General features: G+C 47.6%; 21 protein-coding genes and 1 tRNA gene. 12 read left to right on the forward strand and 10 right to left on the reverse strand.

Annotation, left to right across the window (positions count from 1 at the left end):
- The first annotated feature begins 188 nt into the window (after positions 1 to 188).
- From SAR116_RS05840 to SAR116_RS05865, 6 genes are all read left to right on the forward strand, one after another.
- Positions 189 to 1091, forward strand: coding sequence for a mechanosensitive ion channel family protein (locus SAR116_RS05840; RefSeq protein ID WP_013046018.1), 903 nt, complete (start codon positions 189 to 191; stop codon positions 1089 to 1091).
- Entirely contained in the window at positions 1072 to 1785 is a 714-nt protein-coding gene (locus SAR116_RS05845; protein ID WP_013046019.1) for a gamma-glutamylcyclotransferase, read from the forward strand. The genes SAR116_RS05840 and SAR116_RS05845 overlap by 20 nt, the downstream gene beginning before the upstream one ends.
- A gap of 20 nt (positions 1786 to 1805) precedes the next feature.
- Positions 1806 to 1891 (forward strand) — tRNA-Leu (locus SAR116_RS05850).
- A gap of 20 nt (positions 1892 to 1911) precedes the next feature.
- Positions 1912 to 2511 (forward strand): YqaA family protein, encoded by a 600-nt coding sequence (locus SAR116_RS05855; RefSeq protein ID WP_013046020.1) that lies wholly within the window; start codon positions 1912 to 1914, stop codon positions 2509 to 2511.
- Positions 2512 to 2540: 29 nt separating this feature from the next.
- The gene (locus SAR116_RS05860) at positions 2541 to 3035 is read left to right on the forward strand and encodes a disulfide bond formation protein B (protein ID WP_049757491.1); all 495 of its coding nucleotides are present in this window, start codon (positions 2541 to 2543) and stop codon (positions 3033 to 3035) included.
- A gap of 3 nt (positions 3036 to 3038) precedes the next feature.
- Positions 3039 to 3566, forward strand: coding sequence for a demethoxyubiquinone hydroxylase family protein (locus SAR116_RS05865; RefSeq protein ID WP_013046022.1), 528 nt, complete (start codon positions 3039 to 3041; stop codon positions 3564 to 3566).
- Here the strand turns inward: SAR116_RS05865 and SAR116_RS05870 are convergent.
- Both SAR116_RS05870 and SAR116_RS05875 read right to left on the reverse strand, forming a co-directional pair.
- Complete coding sequence (locus tag SAR116_RS05870) at positions 3563 to 4129, reverse strand: HNH endonuclease (protein WP_013046023.1); 567 nt, start codon at positions 4127 to 4129, stop codon at positions 3563 to 3565. The two genes, SAR116_RS05865 and SAR116_RS05870, sit on opposite strands and share 4 nt — an antisense overlap.
- Before the next feature lie 148 nt (positions 4130 to 4277).
- Entirely contained in the window at positions 4278 to 4943 is a 666-nt protein-coding gene (locus SAR116_RS05875; RefSeq protein ID WP_013046024.1) for an alpha/beta hydrolase, read from the reverse strand.
- Between the two features lie 91 nt (positions 4944 to 5034).
- Between SAR116_RS05875 and gluQRS the strand changes: the two genes are divergently transcribed.
- Positions 5035 to 5925: a tRNA glutamyl-Q(34) synthetase GluQRS gene (gene gluQRS / locus SAR116_RS05880; protein ID WP_013046025.1), complete on the forward strand. Its 891-nt coding sequence runs from the start codon at positions 5035 to 5037 to the stop codon at positions 5923 to 5925.
- A gap of 328 nt (positions 5926 to 6253) precedes the next feature.
- On the opposite strand, the gene SAR116_RS05885 is transcribed toward gluQRS, so the two are convergent.
- From SAR116_RS05885 to SAR116_RS05905, 5 genes are all read right to left on the reverse strand, one after another.
- On the reverse strand, positions 6254 to 7378 hold the full coding sequence (locus SAR116_RS05885; protein WP_238531179.1) for an MFS transporter: 1125 nt from the start codon (positions 7376 to 7378) through the stop codon (positions 6254 to 6256).
- Between the two features lie 137 nt (positions 7379 to 7515).
- Positions 7516 to 7878, reverse strand: a complete 363-nt coding sequence (locus SAR116_RS05890; protein WP_013046027.1) for a Fur family transcriptional regulator — start codon at positions 7876 to 7878, stop codon at positions 7516 to 7518.
- 123 nt (positions 7879 to 8001) lie between these two features.
- Entirely contained in the window at positions 8002 to 8808 is an 807-nt protein-coding gene (locus SAR116_RS05895; protein WP_013046028.1) for a CDP-alcohol phosphatidyltransferase family protein, read from the reverse strand.
- Complete coding sequence (locus SAR116_RS05900) at positions 8805 to 9512, reverse strand: phosphatidylserine decarboxylase (RefSeq protein ID WP_013046029.1); 708 nt, start codon at positions 9510 to 9512, stop codon at positions 8805 to 8807. Before SAR116_RS05900 ends, SAR116_RS05895 begins: the two co-directional genes overlap by 4 nt.
- A gap of 169 nt (positions 9513 to 9681) precedes the next feature.
- Positions 9682 to 10872 carry a hypothetical protein gene (locus SAR116_RS05905; protein ID WP_013046030.1) on the reverse strand — a complete coding sequence of 397 codons (1191 nt, stop codon included), beginning with the start codon at positions 10870 to 10872 and terminating at the stop codon, positions 9682 to 9684.
- Positions 10873 to 11173: 301 nt separating this feature from the next.
- Here SAR116_RS05905 and SAR116_RS05910 point away from each other — a divergent pair, with 301 nt between their 5' ends.
- From SAR116_RS05910 to SAR116_RS05920, 3 genes are all read left to right on the forward strand, one after another.
- A complete protein-coding gene (locus SAR116_RS05910; RefSeq protein ID WP_013046031.1) occupies positions 11174 to 11557 on the forward strand; it encodes a carboxymuconolactone decarboxylase family protein in 384 nt (127 codons plus the stop codon).
- Positions 11558 to 11793: 236 nt separating this feature from the next.
- Complete coding sequence (locus tag SAR116_RS05915) at positions 11794 to 12990, forward strand: hypothetical protein (RefSeq protein ID WP_013046032.1); 1197 nt, start codon at positions 11794 to 11796, stop codon at positions 12988 to 12990.
- A gap of 304 nt (positions 12991 to 13294) precedes the next feature.
- Positions 13295 to 13579 (forward strand): hypothetical protein, encoded by a 285-nt coding sequence (locus SAR116_RS05920; RefSeq protein ID WP_013046033.1) that lies wholly within the window; start codon positions 13295 to 13297, stop codon positions 13577 to 13579.
- A gap of 43 nt (positions 13580 to 13622) precedes the next feature.
- Here SAR116_RS05920 and SAR116_RS05925 read toward each other — a convergent pair whose 3' ends face one another.
- Together SAR116_RS05925 and SAR116_RS05930 are read right to left on the reverse strand one after the other, a co-directional pair.
- Entirely contained in the window at positions 13623 to 14552 is a 930-nt protein-coding gene (locus tag SAR116_RS05925) for an AEC family transporter (protein WP_041860797.1), read from the reverse strand.
- A 26-nt stretch (positions 14553 to 14578) separates the two neighbouring features.
- A complete protein-coding gene (locus SAR116_RS05930; RefSeq protein WP_013046035.1) occupies positions 14579 to 15211 on the reverse strand; it encodes a biotin transporter BioY in 633 nt (210 codons plus the stop codon).
- Positions 15212 to 15425: 214 nt separating this feature from the next.
- On the opposite strand from SAR116_RS05930, the gene SAR116_RS05935 reads away from it, so the two are divergent.
- A complete protein-coding gene (locus tag SAR116_RS05935) occupies positions 15426 to 16715 on the forward strand; it encodes an NCS2 family permease (protein WP_013046036.1) in 1290 nt (429 codons plus the stop codon).
- Here SAR116_RS05935 and SAR116_RS05940 read toward each other — a convergent pair.
- Positions 16712 to 17383: a thiamine diphosphokinase gene (locus tag SAR116_RS05940; protein WP_013046037.1), complete on the reverse strand. Its 672-nt coding sequence runs from the start codon at positions 17381 to 17383 to the stop codon at positions 16712 to 16714. The two genes, SAR116_RS05935 and SAR116_RS05940, sit on opposite strands and share 4 nt — an antisense overlap.
- Positions 17384 to 17532: 149 nt before the next feature.
- Here SAR116_RS05940 and SAR116_RS05945 point away from each other — a divergent pair, with 149 nt between their 5' ends.
- The gene (locus SAR116_RS05945; RefSeq protein ID WP_013046038.1) at positions 17533 to 18729 is read left to right on the forward strand and encodes a putative manganese transporter; all 1197 of its coding nucleotides are present in this window, start codon (positions 17533 to 17535) and stop codon (positions 18727 to 18729) included.
- Positions 18730 to 18752: the final 23 nt, after the last annotated feature.

An 18752-nucleotide genomic window follows, 5' to 3' on the forward strand; every position in this document is an offset into this window, starting at 1 on the left:
GCACCGAAATTTCAACGGTTTTAGCAAGTTTTTGCCCTGTCAGGCCAATCCAACATATTATTCAGATATTATCCGGAAAATAACGAACAATATCGCATGGTAACGGGGTTTGCACATGTATCATAATTCTGTAACCTGTTCAGCAGATATGGATATATTGTGCTTTTCATTTTGAAATAGTGCAGAACATGGCAGACATTTCAAATATGACAGATATTTCGATTGATAGTATAAGCGCGTCACTTGGTATTGCTTCATTTTTAAATGAGCAGGCAATTTCAGTCGCTGTAGCCTATTCGGTTCAGTTAACAGCTGGTATTTTGACGCTGATTATTGGCATCTGGCTCTCAGGTAAAGCCGGACGCATGACACGCACCTACCTATCGCGTTTTGATAAGCTCGATAAAACCATTGTGCCTTTGCTGGGGGCGCTGGTTCGTTATACGGGACTGACCCTTACATTGGTTGTGTCACTGGGTAAATTTGGCGTTGAAACAACATCCATTATCGCGGTTCTTGGTGCGGCTGGCCTGGCGATTGGCCTGGCCTTGCAAGGCACTTTGTCTAACGTCGCCTCTGGTTTAATGCTGTTGTTTCTGCGGCCGTTCAAAACAGGTGACTGGATTGAAGTTGCTGGCGTATCGGGCACAGTGCGCGAGATAGGGCTGTTCACAACGGTAATCGATACGTTCGATAATGTTTATAACAGTGTTCCTAATTCAGCCATCTGGTCATCAAATATCATCAATCATGCCCGTTATGGCACGCGCCGCCTCGATCTTGATATCGGAATCAGCTATGAAAGTTCGCTTGATGATGCCGAAACCGCGATGATGGAACTGGCAAAGGATCCACGGGTTTTGCAAGACCCTCCTCCGCGTTTCATCGTTGTGTCCTATGGAGATAGCGCGATCATTGTGCGTTTGCGCACTTACGCAACATATGATGATTTTTTCGATCTTAACTGGGATTTACATCGGCGGCTCAAAGATGCGCTCACTGAATATGATATCGAAATTCCGTTCCCACAACGTGTTGTAAGACATATCTATGATGACCGAGATATAAACCGTGACGAAGATTCCGCCTAATCAGGAAAAATCACATAAGATTACCCGTGCATCGCTGGCCGATGGCGCCGTTGCACGCATGGCAGCCGAACGTGACGGTGACAAGACGATCGTTGTTAGTGATGACGATCTGATAAAGTCACGCCAGCAATTTATTCCCGATAATTATGATTGCGATGATATCTGGGTTTTCGGGTATGGCAGCCTTATTTTCAACCCAGTCATGGAACATTCCAAGCGTCTTTTTGCCCGTGTCTATGGGCATCATCGCCGCTTTTGCTTATGGACGCAGATTGGCCGGGGATCCCCCGATTTTCCGGGACTGGTTCTGGCGCTAGATAGAGGTGGATCATGTCCGGGGGTAGCTTTCAAATTACCGTGCGACATTGCCATTGCTGAGCTTGATCTATTGTGGAAGCGCGAAATGATTACGCTAGCTTATCGCCCAAGATGGTTAAAATTGCATACGGAAGATGGCATCAAACATGGCATCGGCTTTGTCGTCGATCCTGATCGTCCGGTTTTTGCCCCCCGCATGACCTTTGATGAAACAGCGCATGTCATTGCCAATGCCGAAGGCTTTCTTGGCCCATGCCATGATTACCTGTTTAACACGCTTCATGGGCTTCATGAGCTTGGCATATCGGACCCCACAATGGAAAAACTTGCAGCCAAAGTTGAACATAAGCTTGCTTCGCCGGATCATATTCGCTAGGAAAGCGATGTCGGGATTGTGCGGCTGTGGCGGAATGGTAGACGCGGCGGATTCAAAATCCGCTCCTGGTGACAGGGTGGGGGTTCAAGTCCCTTCAGCCGTACCACCTCGACAAAGGCATTTTTAATGATATCCACATCTATATTTTCATCATCAATAGCATGGGCAAAGGCTGCCTATGACCGTGGATTGAAGACCGCAGGCACCCCTTTTGCCACACGCTTTATGCTGGCGTTTGCTGTTCTGGAATCAATCATCATCCCTATACCTGTCGATCCGCTTTTGGTAGCGGTGGTTCTGGCCAAACCGATGAAGTGGCTACGCATGGCCTTGGCATGTACATTGGCATCGGTGATCGGCGGCGGCGGTGGATGGGCATTAGGTGCCATTCTTGGCCTTGGGATACACGATATTCTGGCGATGTTTCCCGAAAAGCTGGCTGCGCCAACCGCTTTTGCCGCGGTCGAAGCGGGGTTTGCCAGCTGGGGACTAATTCTTGTTTTTATTGGCGCTTTTTCCCCCCTTCCCTATAAAGTGATCGCCGTGAGTGCAGGCCTATTGGGATTTGGGCTTTTACCTTTCCTACTTGTATCACTTGTCGGACGGGGTTTACGATTCATCATTGTTGCGGCTATTGCCCGCCATCATGGTGACCCTAAGACTGTTATTGGCCTTCTCTCGCTTCTTATTGGACTGATTGTTGGTGGAATATGGTTAACGCATTAAAGACCAGAATAATGATATTAAGTGCATGGATGACAATCAATCGTGGGCTTGGTTTTACCTGTGCCATAGCGACCTGTTTGCTGGCAGGTGCATTTGCTTTTGAATATCTGGGTGGGTTGAGGCCTTGCAATATGTGTATCTGGCAACGGTGGCCACATGCTATCGTCATTCTAATGTCATTGTTTGGTTTGCGTGGCTTTGCCCCTAGCGCGATGATGGGGCTTATTGCCATCACCGCCGCCATTAGCGTTGGGTTAGGCGGGTTCCATGCTGGTGTCGAATGGCAGCTGTGGCAAGGGCCAAGTGGATGCACGGCCGCTTTGCAAAGCAATATGGCAGTGACCGATCTGGTTGATCAGCTACTGGCGACACCCGTTGTCAGGTGCGACGAAGTAGCATGGTCATTTTTGGGTATTTCAATGGCAGGATGGAATGCGATCTTTAGTTTAGATATGTTCTTGATCGCACTGCTCGCCATGCTTGGGCGAGACAATATCAAAAACCAGAATCCAGGAACCCGTTAAAACATGACAAAAACACATACAAGCCGATCAGATATTGACCGTTATCTTCGAGTTGACCATGCTGGCGAGCGCGCGGCTCAGCAAATTTATAAAGGCCAGCTGGCGATCATGAAAAATCACGCGATGGGGCCCGAGATCCAGCATATGATGGAACAGGAAGTCGAACATCTTGAAGCCTTTGAAACACTCTTGAACGAACGCCAAGTCCGGCCATCATTGCTTGACCCTTTGTGGGGTGCGGCTGGCTTTGCACTTGGTGTCGCTACCGCGGCTATGGGACCTAAAGCTGCCATGGCATGCACCATCGCTGTTGAGGAGGTTATCGGCGAGCATTATCAGAAGCAGGCCGAGAATCTGGGTGAAGATGAAGCAAGCTTGAAAAAGATTGTTGAAAAATTTCGTGATGACGAACTCGAGCATCGTGATATTGCCATCGATCATGACGGTGAAAATGCTAAACATTACGACATGCTACGTGCCGTTATTCAGCGCGGATGTCGTACCGCCATCAAGGTCGCCGAAAAAATCTAGCTCTCATCCTGCTGTAATTCGCTATCCCAATATAGATAGTCACGCCATGACTCATGCAGATAGTTAGGCGGAAACCCGCGCCCATTTTCCTGTAGCTGCCAGACATTCGGTGCTGTTGGCGCTGATAATGGATACATATTGCATTGCTTGGGTAATTTATTTGCTTTACGCAGATTGCACGGACTGCATGCAGCCACCACATTTGCCCATGTTGTCCGCCCGCCTTTTGATCGCGGAATCACATGATCAAATGTAAGCTCTGAAGCGGGCAAGCCTGTTCCACAATATTGACAGCTAAACCGGTCACGCAGGAATACGTTAAAGCGGGTAAAAGCTGGATTACGCATCTGCGGCACATACTCTTTTAAGGCAATCACCGAAGGCAGGTTTATTTGCATGCTGGGCGAACTGATCTGCTGATCATATTCGGATATTATAGTCACGCGCTCTAGGCAGACCGCTTTTACTGCATCCTGCCATGACCACAGGGAAAGCGGAAAATAGTTTAAAGGTCGAAAATCTGCATTCAGAACCAAAGCTGGTGCGAAACTGCCTGCATTCATAATCTCATCCTCAATATTACCAGATATCAAAACAGTAGTTGGTGATTATGAGAACACGTCCATGCGGATATGACAACCCCGTGATACCATATGTAGAAGCTATAACCGCAAAGATATCTAAATATTGTGATTATGTCACAAAACGCAACTAAGCAGGTAGATGCAAAGCGAGAAAATCTATCGCCGCTGTCAAAGCATCGGCGTCAATTCCATGGCCAAGACCTTCGCGGGGCACACGTGTAACTGCCACGCCAATATCTTTCAGTATATCTGCCGAAACATCCATCATTTCGAACGGCACAACCAGATCCTGTGTGCCATGAATAAGCTGTATTGGAGGCAAGCTTTGCCGATCATCTTCGGTCAAAGCCATCAGATCATCATATACCAGAAGCGCCCCAGAAAAACTGACTATAGCTCTCGGTTTTGCTTCCATTCGAAGCCCACAATGCAGGCTCATCATCCCACCTTGTGAAAAACCGGTCAGCGCAATGGCATTAAATTCAAGCTCCAACTCGTTTGCCGCCGCTGTAATGGCCGCCTCGATCACTGGCGCCGCAACAACCGGACCCGTGACTCTATCTTCAATGTCAAACCATTGGCGTCCCGCAGGGTTCATACTACAAAGTTCGGGTGCATGCGGCACAAAGAAGGCCGCCCCCGGAAACCGTAACGAAAATGGATAGGCAAGATCAGCAAGGTCATTGCCATCTGCACCCCAGCCATGAAGCATGACGATCAAGCTTGACGGTTTACCCCCGCGTGCGGGATCGACAAAAGGCCCTGATAGCTCTCCAAAGCGGCGATCTGCCATGCTATACTCCTATATTAGATACAATGATCTATCTATATATTAACGCCAAGAACAAGCCAACAAGTACCCTCTACTGCAAGGATTGATGCATATGATTACCCGATTTGCACCAAGCCCGACTGGCGCCCTACATCTTGGTCATATATATGCGGCTAAGGTTGCCCATGATATAGCCAAAGCGCATGGCGGCCATTTTCATCTACGGATCGACGATCTTGACACTACACGATGCCGCCCTGACTTTGTCGATGCCATTTATGATGATCTTCGCTGGGCTGGGTTGGGCTGGCGTGGCACAGTGTCATTTCAGTCTGACAGGCACACGCATTATGCCAAAGCCATATCCCAATTACGCGACATGAATCTGTTATATCCCTGTTATCTGACGCGTCGTGAACTTGCCAGCATGACGCAGGCACCACATGGCACAGCAGACATCACCAACCCTATCATGCCAATCAACACCGACAGACTGATCACGGACAGCGAACAGAAACGCCGAGCTACTGATGGCCAGCAGGCCGCCTGGCGATTACGCATGGATGCCGCGATAAAATACGCAAATGCGCATACAGGCATCCATTCGCCGCTAATCTGGCGGGAATATGCGCTTTCTGCCGATGCTGGCCCAAAGCAAGCGACGCCCGAAATATTTGGTGATGTCATAATCGCCCGCAAGGACTTGGGCAGTTCATATCACTTGGCCGTTGTCATCGATGATATGCTTGATAATGTGAGCTTGGTTACGCGCGGCGTTGACCTACAATCGTCAACGCATCTGCACCGCCTTCTGCAAGCCCTGCTGGACATACCAACACCCAACTATCTGCATCACCCGCTTGTCACAGATTCCAGCGATAAACGACTTGCCAAACGAGATAAGGCACAGGCCGTTGCAGCCTTGCGAAACAGTGGTATGAGTGCCGAATCAATGATGTCTATTTTACCAGCTCTGCCGGATTACGAATCTGTCGGCATTTAAGCGCATATCGACGTCGTTCAAAATAATATCATGTAAAAATTTGCTTAAAATATAAGTAAATAGGACAAAAAATCACATTGATAATTAAAATAAGAGAAAATAGATGAAATTCCATATGGAGGGGTTGACTAGTACGTTTAACTCCACCATATCTGCGGTGCACAACGATTGTTTGTGCATTTCCTCCCTAAACTTGGTCGTGAGCTTGCTCACGACTTTTTTTTGTCCAAAATCTATAGGTACAGCCTCACTGTTTTGCCTAATCCATTTATATTTCAACAGGGGGCCGTCAGATCATCAAGAATAATCGTGATAGTTAAATTTGGTGCTACGCCTGTGTGTTTTGATATCTATGGCTAACCAGCCATACAACTGAACACATAAGCAAGAAAACTGGCAAAGATGCGGCCAGAACCATCACTTCCCAGCCCAATTGACTATGCACCACACCAGCGATAAGCGAGGCTGAAGCAACAAGAATTGTCATTGTGAGGTCAGCAACACCCTGGACACGCCCACGCTCTTCCGGATTGGCAACCTGTGCCACCAAAGAACTGCCACCGATATATAAGAAATTCCAGCCTATACCCAGTAAAAATAAGGCCCCAAAATAATGCCAGAAATCATCTCCCATCAGAGCCAGTATGATCACAGCAACATAGGCCAAAACACCAGATCCCAGAATTCGGCTGACACCATAACGGGCAATGAGGTTGCCGGTAAAAAATGAGGGCGCAAACATCGCTACAACATGCCATTGAATAATCGACGCATTAGCCGACGTGCCAAGCTGGCTTACATTGACCACCTGTAATGGCGTTGCTGTCATCAGATAGCTCATCAGGGCATAACCAAGTGCCGCACAGAACATGCCAATCAGAAATATCGGCATCCGCAAAAAGATACTAATTGGGCGCCCTGCATATAACCGTTGTTCAGGCTTGGGAATCTTAACACCAAAAATGAAAAGAAGGGACACAAGCTGAACAAGCGAGGCGGTAAAGAAACAACCTGCATATAGTGCGTCAGGCACCAAATCGACTGTATTGCGGGCAATTTCAGGCCCTAAAAAAGCCGCAACCAACCCCCCAGTCAGCACCCATGATATGGCTCGTGGTTTATCTTCAGGCGCGGCACTATCCGCAGCGGCATAACGATAGAACCCCGCACAAGCCAATGAAAATCCAAGCCCCATCGATGCCACGCAGAAGAATATATAGTGATGCAAAACAATAGCCACGGCTTGCGATAAGGTCGATAGAACCGCCACACAAACGCCCAACATAAATAGCGGGCGTCGGCCATATCGTGACATCAGCAAAGAAACCGGCAATGTTGACAACATCGACATTACAAACATCAAAGATAATGGCAAAGTTGACAGCCATGCAACAGGCGCCAATATGCTACCGACCAATGCTGTATTGATCATATTCACATTCATGGTTGTCATTGAGAGTGCCTGCGCACAAGTCAGTCTGAGTACATTCTTGTGATTATGCGTCAGATTTACCATTGCACAGACGGCTCAGGCTTATCTAGGTCAGTGGCCGTGAATCCAGACCAGAAAAACTGTGAAAACAACCCCACCTAGGACTTCAACTTCCGACCAAAAAGTTCAAGTCGGTGGTCAACTAGCTCGTAACCCATTTCACGGGCAACCTGTTCTTTGAGCGCTTCTAATTCAGCATGGTAAAATTCAATTACATCACCTGTTTCCACATCAACCAGATGCTCATGATGTTCGCCTGATTCTTCATAGCGTGCGCGGCCATCGCCAAATTCAATACGGTCAATGACACCAGCTTCTTCAAGTAATTTGACGGTTCTATAAACGGTAGCAATCGAAATCGTGTCGTCGTCTTGCACAGCACGACGATAGAGTTGATCGACATCGGGATGATCTTCGGACTCTTCAATAACGCCAACAATAATTTGGCGTTGGCTTGTCATGCGTATTCCCTTCGCCAGGCATTTTTCCATCAATGTAGTTGACATATGCGTCTCATTTTCTAGCAGGTTATTGATACTATAGGCGTTTACAACACCGTTATCCACCCCCAATTAGATCGGCTATTATGCGTCATCCTCAAGCGCATCCTCATCATCAGATTCGCCGTTTGCTTCATAAGCACGCCGATCTTGCTGAAATTTTACTGCGGCTATTGGCATGCTGATAATATAAACAAGCGCCAATCCCAGATACGTAATCCAGGGCTGTGTTACAATGCCGGCGCCTAGTAACCCAACTACAGCTAGAATCGGCAAGACACTTCCAACGGGAAGTTTAACACGTTTACCGGCAAAGGTAGGGAGCGCGGTAACAGCACCTACACCAATGAGGATCAGCCAGCCAGATACATAGACCGCGTCACGTACCCAAGGCAGATTTAATTCGAGATCAAGACAAATCGGAACCAAGACAAGGAATGCCGCCGCCGGAGCAGGAATGCCTGTGAAATAATTCTTTGCATATATCGGCGGGTTAGGTAATTCCGAGTCAAAGCGCGCCAACCGTAACGCAATCGAGATCGCATAAAATAAGGTCGCGCCCCATGCCAGATTGCCATAATCTTGCAACGCCCATAAATATAGCGACAAAGCAGGCACCACACCAAAGACAACAAGATCTGACAGGCTATCAAGAGCCGCACCAAATGCGCTAGATGTCTGAAATTTACGCGCTGCGCGTCCATCGAGGGCATCAAAAACAGCGGCCAAGGCGATAAGCACAATTACGCCAGCCCAACGGCCATCCAAAGCAAAACGAAGAGCTGTTAACCCCGATACAAAACCACCAATCGTGAGCATGTTCGGAAGCAGCCAATAGATCGATACTGACCGAAAGCGACGCTTATGCGGGCCTGTATTGGCAGCACTCACCTAACTGTCCCCGCATCAGGCTCATTATAATGTCCAGCCAGATCGGCAATAACGGTTTCACCAGCTATGGTGCGTTGGCCTGCCAGAACAGTCACTGGCGTTGAGGAGGGAAGCCACACATCGACACGGCTACCAAAGCGAATGATTCCATATTGCTGTCCCACATTCAGGTGATCGCCCACAGCGGCTTCCAGAATGATTCGGCGCGCCACCAGTCCAGCAATTTGCACAACGCCAATCTGTTGTCCGCTTTCGGTTTCCATAACCATATTCTGGCGTTCATTCTGTTCGGATGCCTTATCAAGACTAGCATTCAAAAACGCCCCTTCATGATAGGCTGTTTCAATAACCTTACCTGCTACCGGCGCGCGGTTCACATGCACATCAAATACATTCATGAAAATTGAAACACGCCGCCACTCACCCGCAGGAAGTGCCAAGTCAGCAGGCACATTTTCAATACCTGTAGATAGAACACGGCCATCAGCCGGAGATATAACCAGATTATCCGTAATCGGTGTCACACGGCGCGGATTTCGGAAGAAATAGACGCACCAGAGTGAAAGCAGGCACCCCGGCAAGACAAATAACGTCCAGAAATAAGTGATAATGCCACTTGCCAGCACAAACAGAAAAATAAAGGGCCAGCCAGCCGGATGAATCGGAACCAGCAATGCCTCTTTCGTGCTTTTTATAATATTCATATCTTTGGTGCACTCTTATGGGTAAAGGACAAATGTCCAGTTAAAATAGGATACCAGCATAGACAAATGTCTTGCGACAGTCACCCGCCAATCAATGGCTATGGCGATAAACTGAATAACAGTCATAGCACATATTAGCCCAGAATTTCGTCAGTTTGTTTTCATGCGTTTAGTCGTCAGTTGACGTCAACGATGTTTGCGCGGCCTTGGCATCTTCTGGTGCAATCAAACCACGTGCCAATAAATCATCGAGTTTACTGTTCAGCGCACCACGACTTAACAATCGAGGTGCCGCAAGCCCATCAACACGTATTTGAATAGCCGTGTTTTCACCATCATTTGACGCCTCATGCGCAGTACCGTTCAGATATCTATGCGCATCGCCATTCAGGGTTTTCCCATGGTGGCCAGTTTGATGGCCAGTTTGATGCCCATTTATCATGCTACCACCCACCGTATAGATAGGAGGTGACGTTTCTATCACTTTGTCATTTGCGTTATCAATTGGGGCATTTGAAACAGGCTCCCCATCACCAGTAGATAATTCATCAGCTATTGGGGCGTTGTCTTTATGTTTATGATCACTGGCTTCAGATGGTTGGACATCAGACCCTGTTATGTCTTCATCTGTTTCATTGCCTATCGATGTGGCATTTTCTTTAGGTACGGACACTGATTCTTTTGACGCAGACACTGATGGCGTACGCTCAATAATTGGCAGCACCGTCTCTGCTATGGCTGTTGCTGACGACAAAGACGGTGATTGCGGTGGTGCTTTGATGGCAGATGGACGCACATTTAACAGCGCAAGCTGATTATTGTGGCCACGTTGGGTTACAATTTGGGGGTTTGCGCCTGTCATACGTGCAATAAATTCGTTCACCAGTATCGTTTGCCACTGACAAGCCTCTATCTCCCAAGGGCGCAAATGCCAGGGAAATTCATCCAGCAATGGAAATTTGTCACCAAGCCAGCTGACCGAATGTGACATATGCCTGACTTTATCAGATTTCACCGTGCAGGTGCGCATCCTGAGGCGCCGATTCAATACCTGCGAAAGATGCACAATTTCATGCGCGATCACTTCAAGTGCGTCTTTGACCCCAGCCGCAGTTGAAACCGACATTTCAAAGGCTGATGGCAAAGTTGCGCCAAAGACACCTGGTCTTTCCGACAACATATCCCGCGTCAATGGCATACGGATAGGACGGTTAGCAACGTCAATGAGTAAGGTGATCGCTTTCTGCTGCTTTGGTGTAAGCAACCGGTCAGCAAAATAGTGCGCGGCGGCAATAATCAACTCTTCTTCACCAGCTGGCAAATTTATTGCAATAATTTCAATATTTTTTTGCTTTGCCATCACTTTGTAAACCTATTCTTTAATAATTCGAGATTATCACAGCATAATCAGGAGTACAGTTATTTGCTTATTACCCACTTGTATATGGGTTTACCTTAACTTTAAAGTGATTACGGGAAAGCACTTTATGTGGGTCTAGCTTTTGTAATCACTAATGAATTTTGCGAACGAGTGCCCAAAATGATTTTTCAACCAGCGTCGTCCAGCAGACACAAACATCACAATAATGTCTTAACAGTATCTTAAAAATTGGAATTTTGTTAACAATCTAATGACTGTTTATTAACCGGAAGGGTGCCACATGGACAACAACATGTTTGAAAAGGGTCTAGCGCAACGCAAAGCAACGCTGGGCGCAGAATATGTCGAAAATGTAATGGCCAATGCTGATGATTTCATGAAACCGTTTCAGGAAGCCATGACGGCTTGGTGCTGGGGCTTTGGTTGGGGTGATGATGCGATTGACGCCAAAACCCGATCCATGATGAATCTTGCCATGATTGGCGCGCTTGGGAAAATGCATGAATGGGAACTTCATTGCCGCGGGGCCATGCGCAATGGCGTATCGAAAGAAGAAATTCGGGCGATTATTCATGTCATCGGTATTTATTGTGGCGTTCCACAGGCTCTTGAATGTTTTCGCGCTGCTAATAAAGCCATCGCCGACTATGAAAATGAAAAATAGTCGAAAAATCTGTAATAATTATGTAAACAATCATTTGAAATGTTGATAAAAACGTAAAAAACATAATAAAAACACCGTATATACTATCTAGCGCATATAATTTATGGACTTATGCGTTAATATAAGAGACTTTGTTACTGACTATGAAATTATACCTGTCATTAAGGAACCATGTTAAAACATTGATTGACGTGAAAAGATTGTGTAAAAAATGTCAGGTAAAGGAGCATAAACTTATGCAACAGATTAAGAGCCTTTTAGTTGCCAGTGTGTTCGCTATCGGCGCGCAAAGCGCTATGGCTGGCGGTTTGCCCGAGACAAAATCGACTGATTCAACAAGTGCAGGTTCAGGCAATACGCAAGCAGCAACCACATCGGCCACCACTACAGCCGCAAGTGAAAGCGCAACTTCAGCGTCAACAAGTTCCAGTAGCACATCTGGATCTAGCGCCAATACTGCACAAACAGACGTCGCAAACACAAGCACACAAGCTACCGAAACATCGGATTACGATGAGACAGAAAACGGTACCGTGTTTGTCGCAATCGAAGATGACCCACTGATTGTTGATGCGTCTGCTATTATGGATGATGATGGCATGGGCAACGTCCAGGTTCAGTGGCAGATTTCTAAAGATGGTAAAGCATGGATGAATTTGACAGGTGCTGTTCACCAGTCATTCACTCCACGAGAGATCCATGTTGGCAAACGCTTGCGGGTGCAAATTTCATATGTTGACGGTCAAGGCAATCTGGAAACGCTTATCAGCCCGCCTTCAACCAAGGTTCAGAATGTAAATGACAAACCTATTGGTTCGCCGCAACTGGCTGGCAATGCTCGCGAAGAAGATGCACTGGTTGTTGATACCAGTCTGATTGCTGATGAAGATGGTGTCGGCACATATGCCATTATCTGGCAGCGCTCAAGCACAAAGACCGAATGGCAGGCCTTTCCTGAGTCTGTAGGTGAGGTGCTTCAGCTAACTCAGGCACATGTTGGCTATTCTTATCGCGCCGTTGTATCCTATATTGATAGCCACGGCACCCGCGAACTATTGATTACCAACCCATCTGAAACGGTTGTTAATGTTGATGATCCGGTCGAAGGCGAAGTCCTGTTGGCTGGTGAAGCGTCTGAAGGTGCGGTTCTAACCGCCAACACAGCGCGCGTATCCGATGAAGACGGCATTGCCAGTATGACTGTTGGGTGGGAAGCATCTAAAGATGGCCGAAATTGGCGGGCGATTGAAACAGGTGGCGCCAGTCAACTACGCTTATCGCAAGCCCTTGTCGACAAGCAGGTTCGTGCCCGCGTTAGTGTTGTTGACATATTCGGCATTGAAACGGTTATCTTCAGCCAGGCAACCAACACGGTTAAAAACGTGAATAATAAGCCAGCTGGAACGATTTTTGTCAAAAGGGTTGGCGGCTAAAGCCATATAAATTCTGATATCAAATGCCAAACTGTCCATATCATTATATGGGCAGTTTTCTTTTGCACTACCATCTGACTGTGCTGCTATTGATGATTCACTTCATGGCATTTACAGAAATATGCCTAAAATAGCGAATTTTTGATTTTTTGCTTTGACTATTTTTATAATGGGTACACACTATATACAGTATGAAGCATGTTAATTCACATCTAGGTGTTGATTACAAGCGTCTTAAACGCCTCTGGGCTTCTGCTATCGTCACAACCTCACATATGACTGCTATCGCTAATGGAGCTTTGCCATGCGACTGACTGACCGCGACCCTCGGACGGAATGTGCCATCATTCCCTTTCAACGTCCACATCAGGACACTGACAGCGTCACCATCAGCAATATTGCTGCCGTCATTGCGGTAACGGTTTTGCATAATTGCGATATGTCCCCAGAAGAAAAATTAATAAGCATTATTGAGGCCAGCGGTGAAGCTGAAATACTCGATGCTGTTGATGGTATTGAGGCCTTTTCCGAATGTGATGAAGCTTTTAATGGTGCCGTAAACGACAATGAACGGATAAGCATCGTCTAGGTCTGGTTCACATTCATCACATAGGCCAATCTAGCCGCTTAACCTATAGAAAATGGGTCATCATCAATACCCATAAAGGTATCCCAATTGCCGCCACCAGTGTCTGTACGGTAATAATTTCTGCCATCAACGGTGCATCACCGCCAAGTTCCTGCGCGAGGGTGAATGATGACGTTGCCGTAGGGGCCACGGCCAAAACAACCAACACCAGCAAAACATCTTTATCCAGCCCAAGAGCCATACCCACAAGCATCATCACCACCGGCAAAACCAGCAGTTTGGCAAGCACCGCAAGAACCAACGCCGCAGAATGCGCCCGCAAAGCCGAGATACGGATTGAGGCACCAACACATAATAATAGCATCGGCAAGGCCGCACTGCCGAGAATGTCCGCCGCGCCAAAAATGAAACTAGGAACCGGAATTGATAAGACATTAACGATACCACCAAGAATAATTGCGCCCATAAGGGGATTGCGGGCTAATTCAGATGTGATAGCCCGGCCAAGATGCGCATCCTGAGCACCATCTCTAAGCAGGAAAATAATAATCACGGCAAAAATATTGGATATAGGCACCAGTACCGCCACCGCGATAGCCCCAATTTCAAGCGCGGCAACGCCAAAAGCACCTTGAACAAATGCCAGCATCAAAAACCCATTATGGCGCAAACCAGCCTGTACCAGAGAAGATGTTGCGGGGCCATTCGCGCCGATTAACCGGCCTGCTAGAAAACCGTAAACAACCATGACAGACGCCGCAATGAGCAGCGTCAGACTAAAAGGCAGAATAAAGGCGGCCGACAGGCTCGCCGTTGAGGTCAGATTAAACAACAATCCTGGAAATAATATCCAGTAGCAAATTTTAGACAAACCATCCCAAAAAGAAACGGGCACAAATGCCCGCATCTTGATTAAATGTCCTACCACAACCAAAAGCAGTACTGATAGGATTGTCGAAATCATGGCGCTCATTCAATTATGCCCGCCAAAAAGGGAAACTAGGCATTATCACCTGAATCATTACCAAGCTTTTTAATGGCTTTCCAGGCAAATGGCATTAGGCCAGCCGCAATAACAGCTTTCAGCACATCGCCATAAAGAAACGGCACTACACCATGAATGACAGCTTTTTCAAAACCAATCATCATGCTTAGCCAGGCAACACCAAACACATAGATAACAGCCGTACCTATCAACATTGCAACTGCTGTTGAAAGGATGCTTCTACCCATGCCACGTTCGGCCAGAAAACCAAGCGTGACAGCCGCCATCAGAAAGCCTGCCAGATAACCACCGGTTGGCCCAAACATATACAGCGCTCCCGCGGCACCATTAGCAAATACAGGCAAGCCCATTGCGCCTTCAAAAAGATAAAGAGCAACCGCGCTTCCAGCCATCCGGGGGCCATAGGTCATACCAATCAAAAGAATGGCAAGCGTTTGTCCTGTTACCGGAACCGGATACATGGGAACGGCAATTTGTGCGGCCAAGGCAATGAAAAGGCTGCCAACAATGACCATCACTAGCTTGGTAAAACCTGTCCGCATGGTATCATCTGCAAACCGATCACCTAAAAGGGCCGTAGCCAATGTCTCAAAACGTGCGGTCTGTAATTGCGTTGGCGCAGTCATATTCATCTCCTTAACGGCGTTGATCTGGCGCTAGTATAGAGTCAAACAATTAGAAAACAAGCCACTGACGCACCTGCATATATTCTGCCATATTCGCATATAACCGTTTCATCTGGAAACTAAGTTGCGCACATCAAGGCAACAAGCTACATAACTCTCTAGAATCACATTTCATTATCAAACTAAGCACGACTAAATTTTAGGAATTATTGCAATGCTCGAAACATTATTTGGCCTGAAAGCCGCCGCGACTTCAGTTCGCACCGAAGTTCTAGCTGGCCTAAGCACTTTTTTAACTATGTCTTTCATCATTGCCGTCAATCCGATGATTCTTGCCGATGCAGGCATTCCTTTTGAAGCTGGCTTCGTAGCGACGATTATCGCTACAACGGTTGGCACGGCCATTATGGCATTCTGGGCTAAGTGGCCAGTCGCGGTGGCACCCGGTATGGGTTTGAATGCCTATTTTGCCTATGGGTTGGTGCTCGGCCAGCAGTTTTCTTGGCAGCAGGCACTCACCGCCGTGTTTGTTGCCTCGTTACTATTTTTCCTATTTTCACTTAGCAAAGCCCGAAGCTGGCTTATTGGTGCCATTCCCACATCGATGCAGGTTGGTATCACCGCCGGTATTGGCCTGTTTCTGGCCATGATTGGACTGCAAAGCATGGGGCTGGTTGCGGCTGATCCTGATACCATCGTGCGGCTTGGCGCGGTAAATGCGCCTGAACTCCTGTTGGCACTTGCCGGACTTGTTCTGATGGCTGGTTTGCAAGCCCGAGGAATAGCTGGTTCAATTCTGATCAGCATTATAGTGCTGAGTGTCATTGGTTGGGTCAGTGGCCTTGCCGAATTTGGCGGCATCATCTCTACCTCAGTGCCAACAGCTAGCGCAGCGTTCCAGCTCGATTTTTCAGTACTAACGTCATTTGCATTCCTGTCAGTTGTCTTTGTCCTGTTCTTTCTCGACTTTTTTGATACCACTGGCACCTTGACTGCCATCGCTGACCTTAGCGGAAAACGCAAGGCTGATGGTTCCATTGATAATCTGGACCGTGCCGTGCTTGCTGATACGGGGGCAAGTATTGTGGGTAGTCTTATGGGCACATCAAGCATGACCACCTACATGGAAAGCGCAACTGGCATAAAGGCGGGTGGACGCACTGGTCTCACAGCATTGGTTGTCGCCATCCTGTTTCTTTTCTGCTTGTTATTACAACCCCTGTTCGCCTCAATTCCGGGCTTTGCAACGGCACCGGCGCTCGTGTTTGTCGCGGCGGCTTTCCTGCAACCGCTACGAAACATTGACTGGGATGATGCTGTTGTTGGCATACCCGTATTACTTACCACATTGATCATGCCTTTGACATTTTCGATTGCGGCTGGCATTGCCATTGGGTTTCTCGCCTATATCGCCATCCATGTGATTGCCGGGCGGTCCCGAAATCTGAATGCTGGCATTATCATTATTGGTCTGTTCGGGGCATTGTGGTTGATCGCCAATTAGCTGTTAGTTAGCTGGCCGAGAATACTTTTAAGGCAATCAAATGGCGCAATCACCGCATAGCCATCTCCGGCACCCGCGGTGATTGTAATATCTTCATCCAAGACACGGTTTGAAATACCAATCGCTTGGCCAAATTCCATATGCAACCCATCAAGTGGCCAGGCCAAGCCGCTTGAGGCAACAAAGCTTTGCTTGGCTAGTGGTATAATCGAGACGCGTATGCCAACTGGCAAGCGCAAGGCAATATCCCCCCTGACCCGCAAAATAATATCATCTGCACCTACCAAAAGCAGATCTGATTGATTTGACGTTGCCGCCAAAGCATGTATGGCACCAAGCGAATGATCAAAACGACTGCCGATAAACCCAATGCCCACAATCAGGGGGGCAACAATCAAATTCAGACATTTTTCAAAATCTGTATCGTCCTGTCCAAATAGTTTTATCTGACGGATATCTGCTGGCAAGGATGCCAGATCATCGACTGAATCCATGTCACCAATGATTGACAACGGCTTTCGGCCAGCCTTCAAGGCCGCATGAATACCGCTATCAGCTGCAATTGTTGGCCATTCGGATAACATAGCAGACAATCCAACAGGATCAGGAGCACCACCCACAAGCACAACCGGACTGTCAAACGTCAAAGCTGTATGTGATTCTGTCATTTCGCCTCCCATTACCCCTATATATATAAAGCAATATCTATCAGTTGTTATAAACAACAATGTTCCCTAGCCCTAGCCATAGATGAATAATGATGCACATTCACTCATTAGCTCTTGTGTTTAAAGTTAGTCTGTACTAACTTTAAGAGATGAAACGAAATCAAACGCAGGCTGAAATATTAATGCCACATCCTGTGGCACCGGATAAACCGTATGTGCTTTCGCTTGCGTTACAGACATTACTGATCTGCGTTCCTGTTTTTATGGCCGCGATTGCTCTGTCCGTCTGGACAACCGAATTAGCGGATATCATATTCACTTCGATCGCCGACGCCTATCTACAGGTCAGCACCTTTGTGGCAGCTACATTTCTGATCTTTTATAGCATTGAAAAAACCCTGAAAATTGATGCTACAGAAATGCTCCGCCGCGATACCGTATGGCAGGTTCCAGCTGCTGCCGGACTTGGGGCTTTGCCTGGCTGTGGCGGCGCCATCATCGTAATCACGCAATATGTCACTGGACGACTGAGTTTTGGAAGTGTTGTTGCTGTATTGACAGCAACCATGGGCGATGCAGCCTTTCTGCTGATTGCACAAGAACCGCTAACTGGCCTTGCCATTATGGCGATGGGGTTTGTTGTTGGCACCATCAGCGGCTGGATTGTAAACCACATACATGGCACTGGCTTTATGCGCCAAAAGGGATCTGTCGGAGAGTTTGACGAACCACAGCATTATGATGCCAGCAGTAACTGGCTTGACCGCATGTGGTATCTAATTTTGATTCCTGGTGTCGTTCTGGCTGGTCTGGTCGCTTTTCAGGTCGATGTAGATGCAATGTTTGCCTCGTCATTCCATCAAAAGCCTGCCACCTTGATTGGCGTTGTCGGTGGCACGCTGGCACTAGCCATGCGTTTGGCACCTTATTTTGGCATGGCAGGTGATGTTGGCTTTTCAAAAAGTGGGGGCATGCTGCGCCGGACAGTCGCCGACACAAATTTTGTCACTGTCTGGGTGATCGCGGCCTATCTGCTATTTGAATTGACGATCTATTTTACTGGTGTCGATCTGCAAGCATTATTTGATGGCTGGGCATTATTTACACCTTTGGTGGCTATCATCATCGGATTCCTGCCCGGATGTGGACCTCAGGTTCTGGTTACGACAATGTATCTGGCAGGATATGTGCCACTGTCGGCGCAAATCGGAAATGCTATCAGCAACGATGGAGATGCGCTATTCCCGGCGATTGCGATTGCCCCACGTGTGGCAGTGGTCGCAACACTATATTCTGCCGTCCCTGCCCTTATCATTTCCTATGGCTGGTTCTTCATAATGGAATAGGCTGCCCCAAAGGGACAGCCTCT

Origin of the sequence: Candidatus Puniceispirillum marinum IMCC1322 (assembly GCF_000024465.1) — a bacterium.
Classification (GTDB): domain Bacteria; phylum Pseudomonadota; class Alphaproteobacteria; order Puniceispirillales; family Puniceispirillaceae; genus Puniceispirillum; species Puniceispirillum marinum.

Coding starts and splice junctions, on each gene's coding strand:
- SAR116_RS05870 (WP_013046023.1), bottom strand. CDS start 4,129: ATGAATGCAGGCAGTTTCGCACCAGCTTTGGTTCTGAATGCAGATTTT.
- gluQRS (WP_013046025.1), top strand. CDS start 5,035: ATGATTACCCGATTTGCACCAAGCCCGACTGGCGCCCTACATCTTGGT.
- SAR116_RS05915 (WP_013046032.1), top strand. CDS start 11,794: ATGCAACAGATTAAGAGCCTTTTAGTTGCCAGTGTGTTCGCTATCGGC.
- SAR116_RS05920 (WP_013046033.1), top strand. CDS start 13,295: ATGCGACTGACTGACCGCGACCCTCGGACGGAATGTGCCATCATTCCC.
- SAR116_RS05930 (WP_013046035.1), bottom strand. CDS start 15,211: ATGACTGCGCCAACGCAATTACAGACCGCACGTTTTGAGACATTGGCT.
- SAR116_RS05925 (WP_041860797.1), bottom strand. CDS start 14,552: ATGAGCGCCATGATTTCGACAATCCTATCAGTACTGCTTTTGGTTGTG.
- SAR116_RS05855 (WP_013046020.1), top strand. CDS start 1,912: ATGATATCCACATCTATATTTTCATCATCAATAGCATGGGCAAAGGCT.
- SAR116_RS05865 (WP_013046022.1), top strand. CDS start 3,039: ATGACAAAAACACATACAAGCCGATCAGATATTGACCGTTATCTTCGA.
- SAR116_RS05860 (WP_049757491.1), top strand. CDS start 2,541: ATGACAATCAATCGTGGGCTTGGTTTTACCTGTGCCATAGCGACCTGT.
- SAR116_RS05935 (WP_013046036.1), top strand. CDS start 15,426: ATGCTCGAAACATTATTTGGCCTGAAAGCCGCCGCGACTTCAGTTCGC.
- SAR116_RS05905 (WP_013046030.1), bottom strand. CDS start 10,872: ATGGCAAAGCAAAAAAATATTGAAATTATTGCAATAAATTTGCCAGCT.
- SAR116_RS05840 (WP_013046018.1), top strand. CDS start 189: ATGGCAGACATTTCAAATATGACAGATATTTCGATTGATAGTATAAGC.
- SAR116_RS05885 (WP_238531179.1), bottom strand. CDS start 7,378: ATGACAACCATGAATGTGAATATGATCAATACAGCATTGGTCGGTAGC.
- SAR116_RS05940 (WP_013046037.1), bottom strand. CDS start 17,383: ATGACAGAATCACATACAGCTTTGACGTTTGACAGTCCGGTTGTGCTT.
- SAR116_RS05900 (WP_013046029.1), bottom strand. CDS start 9,512: ATGAATATTATAAAAAGCACGAAAGAGGCATTGCTGGTTCCGATTCAT.
- SAR116_RS05910 (WP_013046031.1), top strand. CDS start 11,174: ATGGACAACAACATGTTTGAAAAGGGTCTAGCGCAACGCAAAGCAACG.
- SAR116_RS05890 (WP_013046027.1), bottom strand. CDS start 7,878: ATGACAAGCCAACGCCAAATTATTGTTGGCGTTATTGAAGAGTCCGAA.
- SAR116_RS05875 (WP_013046024.1), bottom strand. CDS start 4,943: ATGGCAGATCGCCGCTTTGGAGAGCTATCAGGGCCTTTTGTCGATCCC.
- SAR116_RS05945 (WP_013046038.1), top strand. CDS start 17,533: ATGAAACGAAATCAAACGCAGGCTGAAATATTAATGCCACATCCTGTG.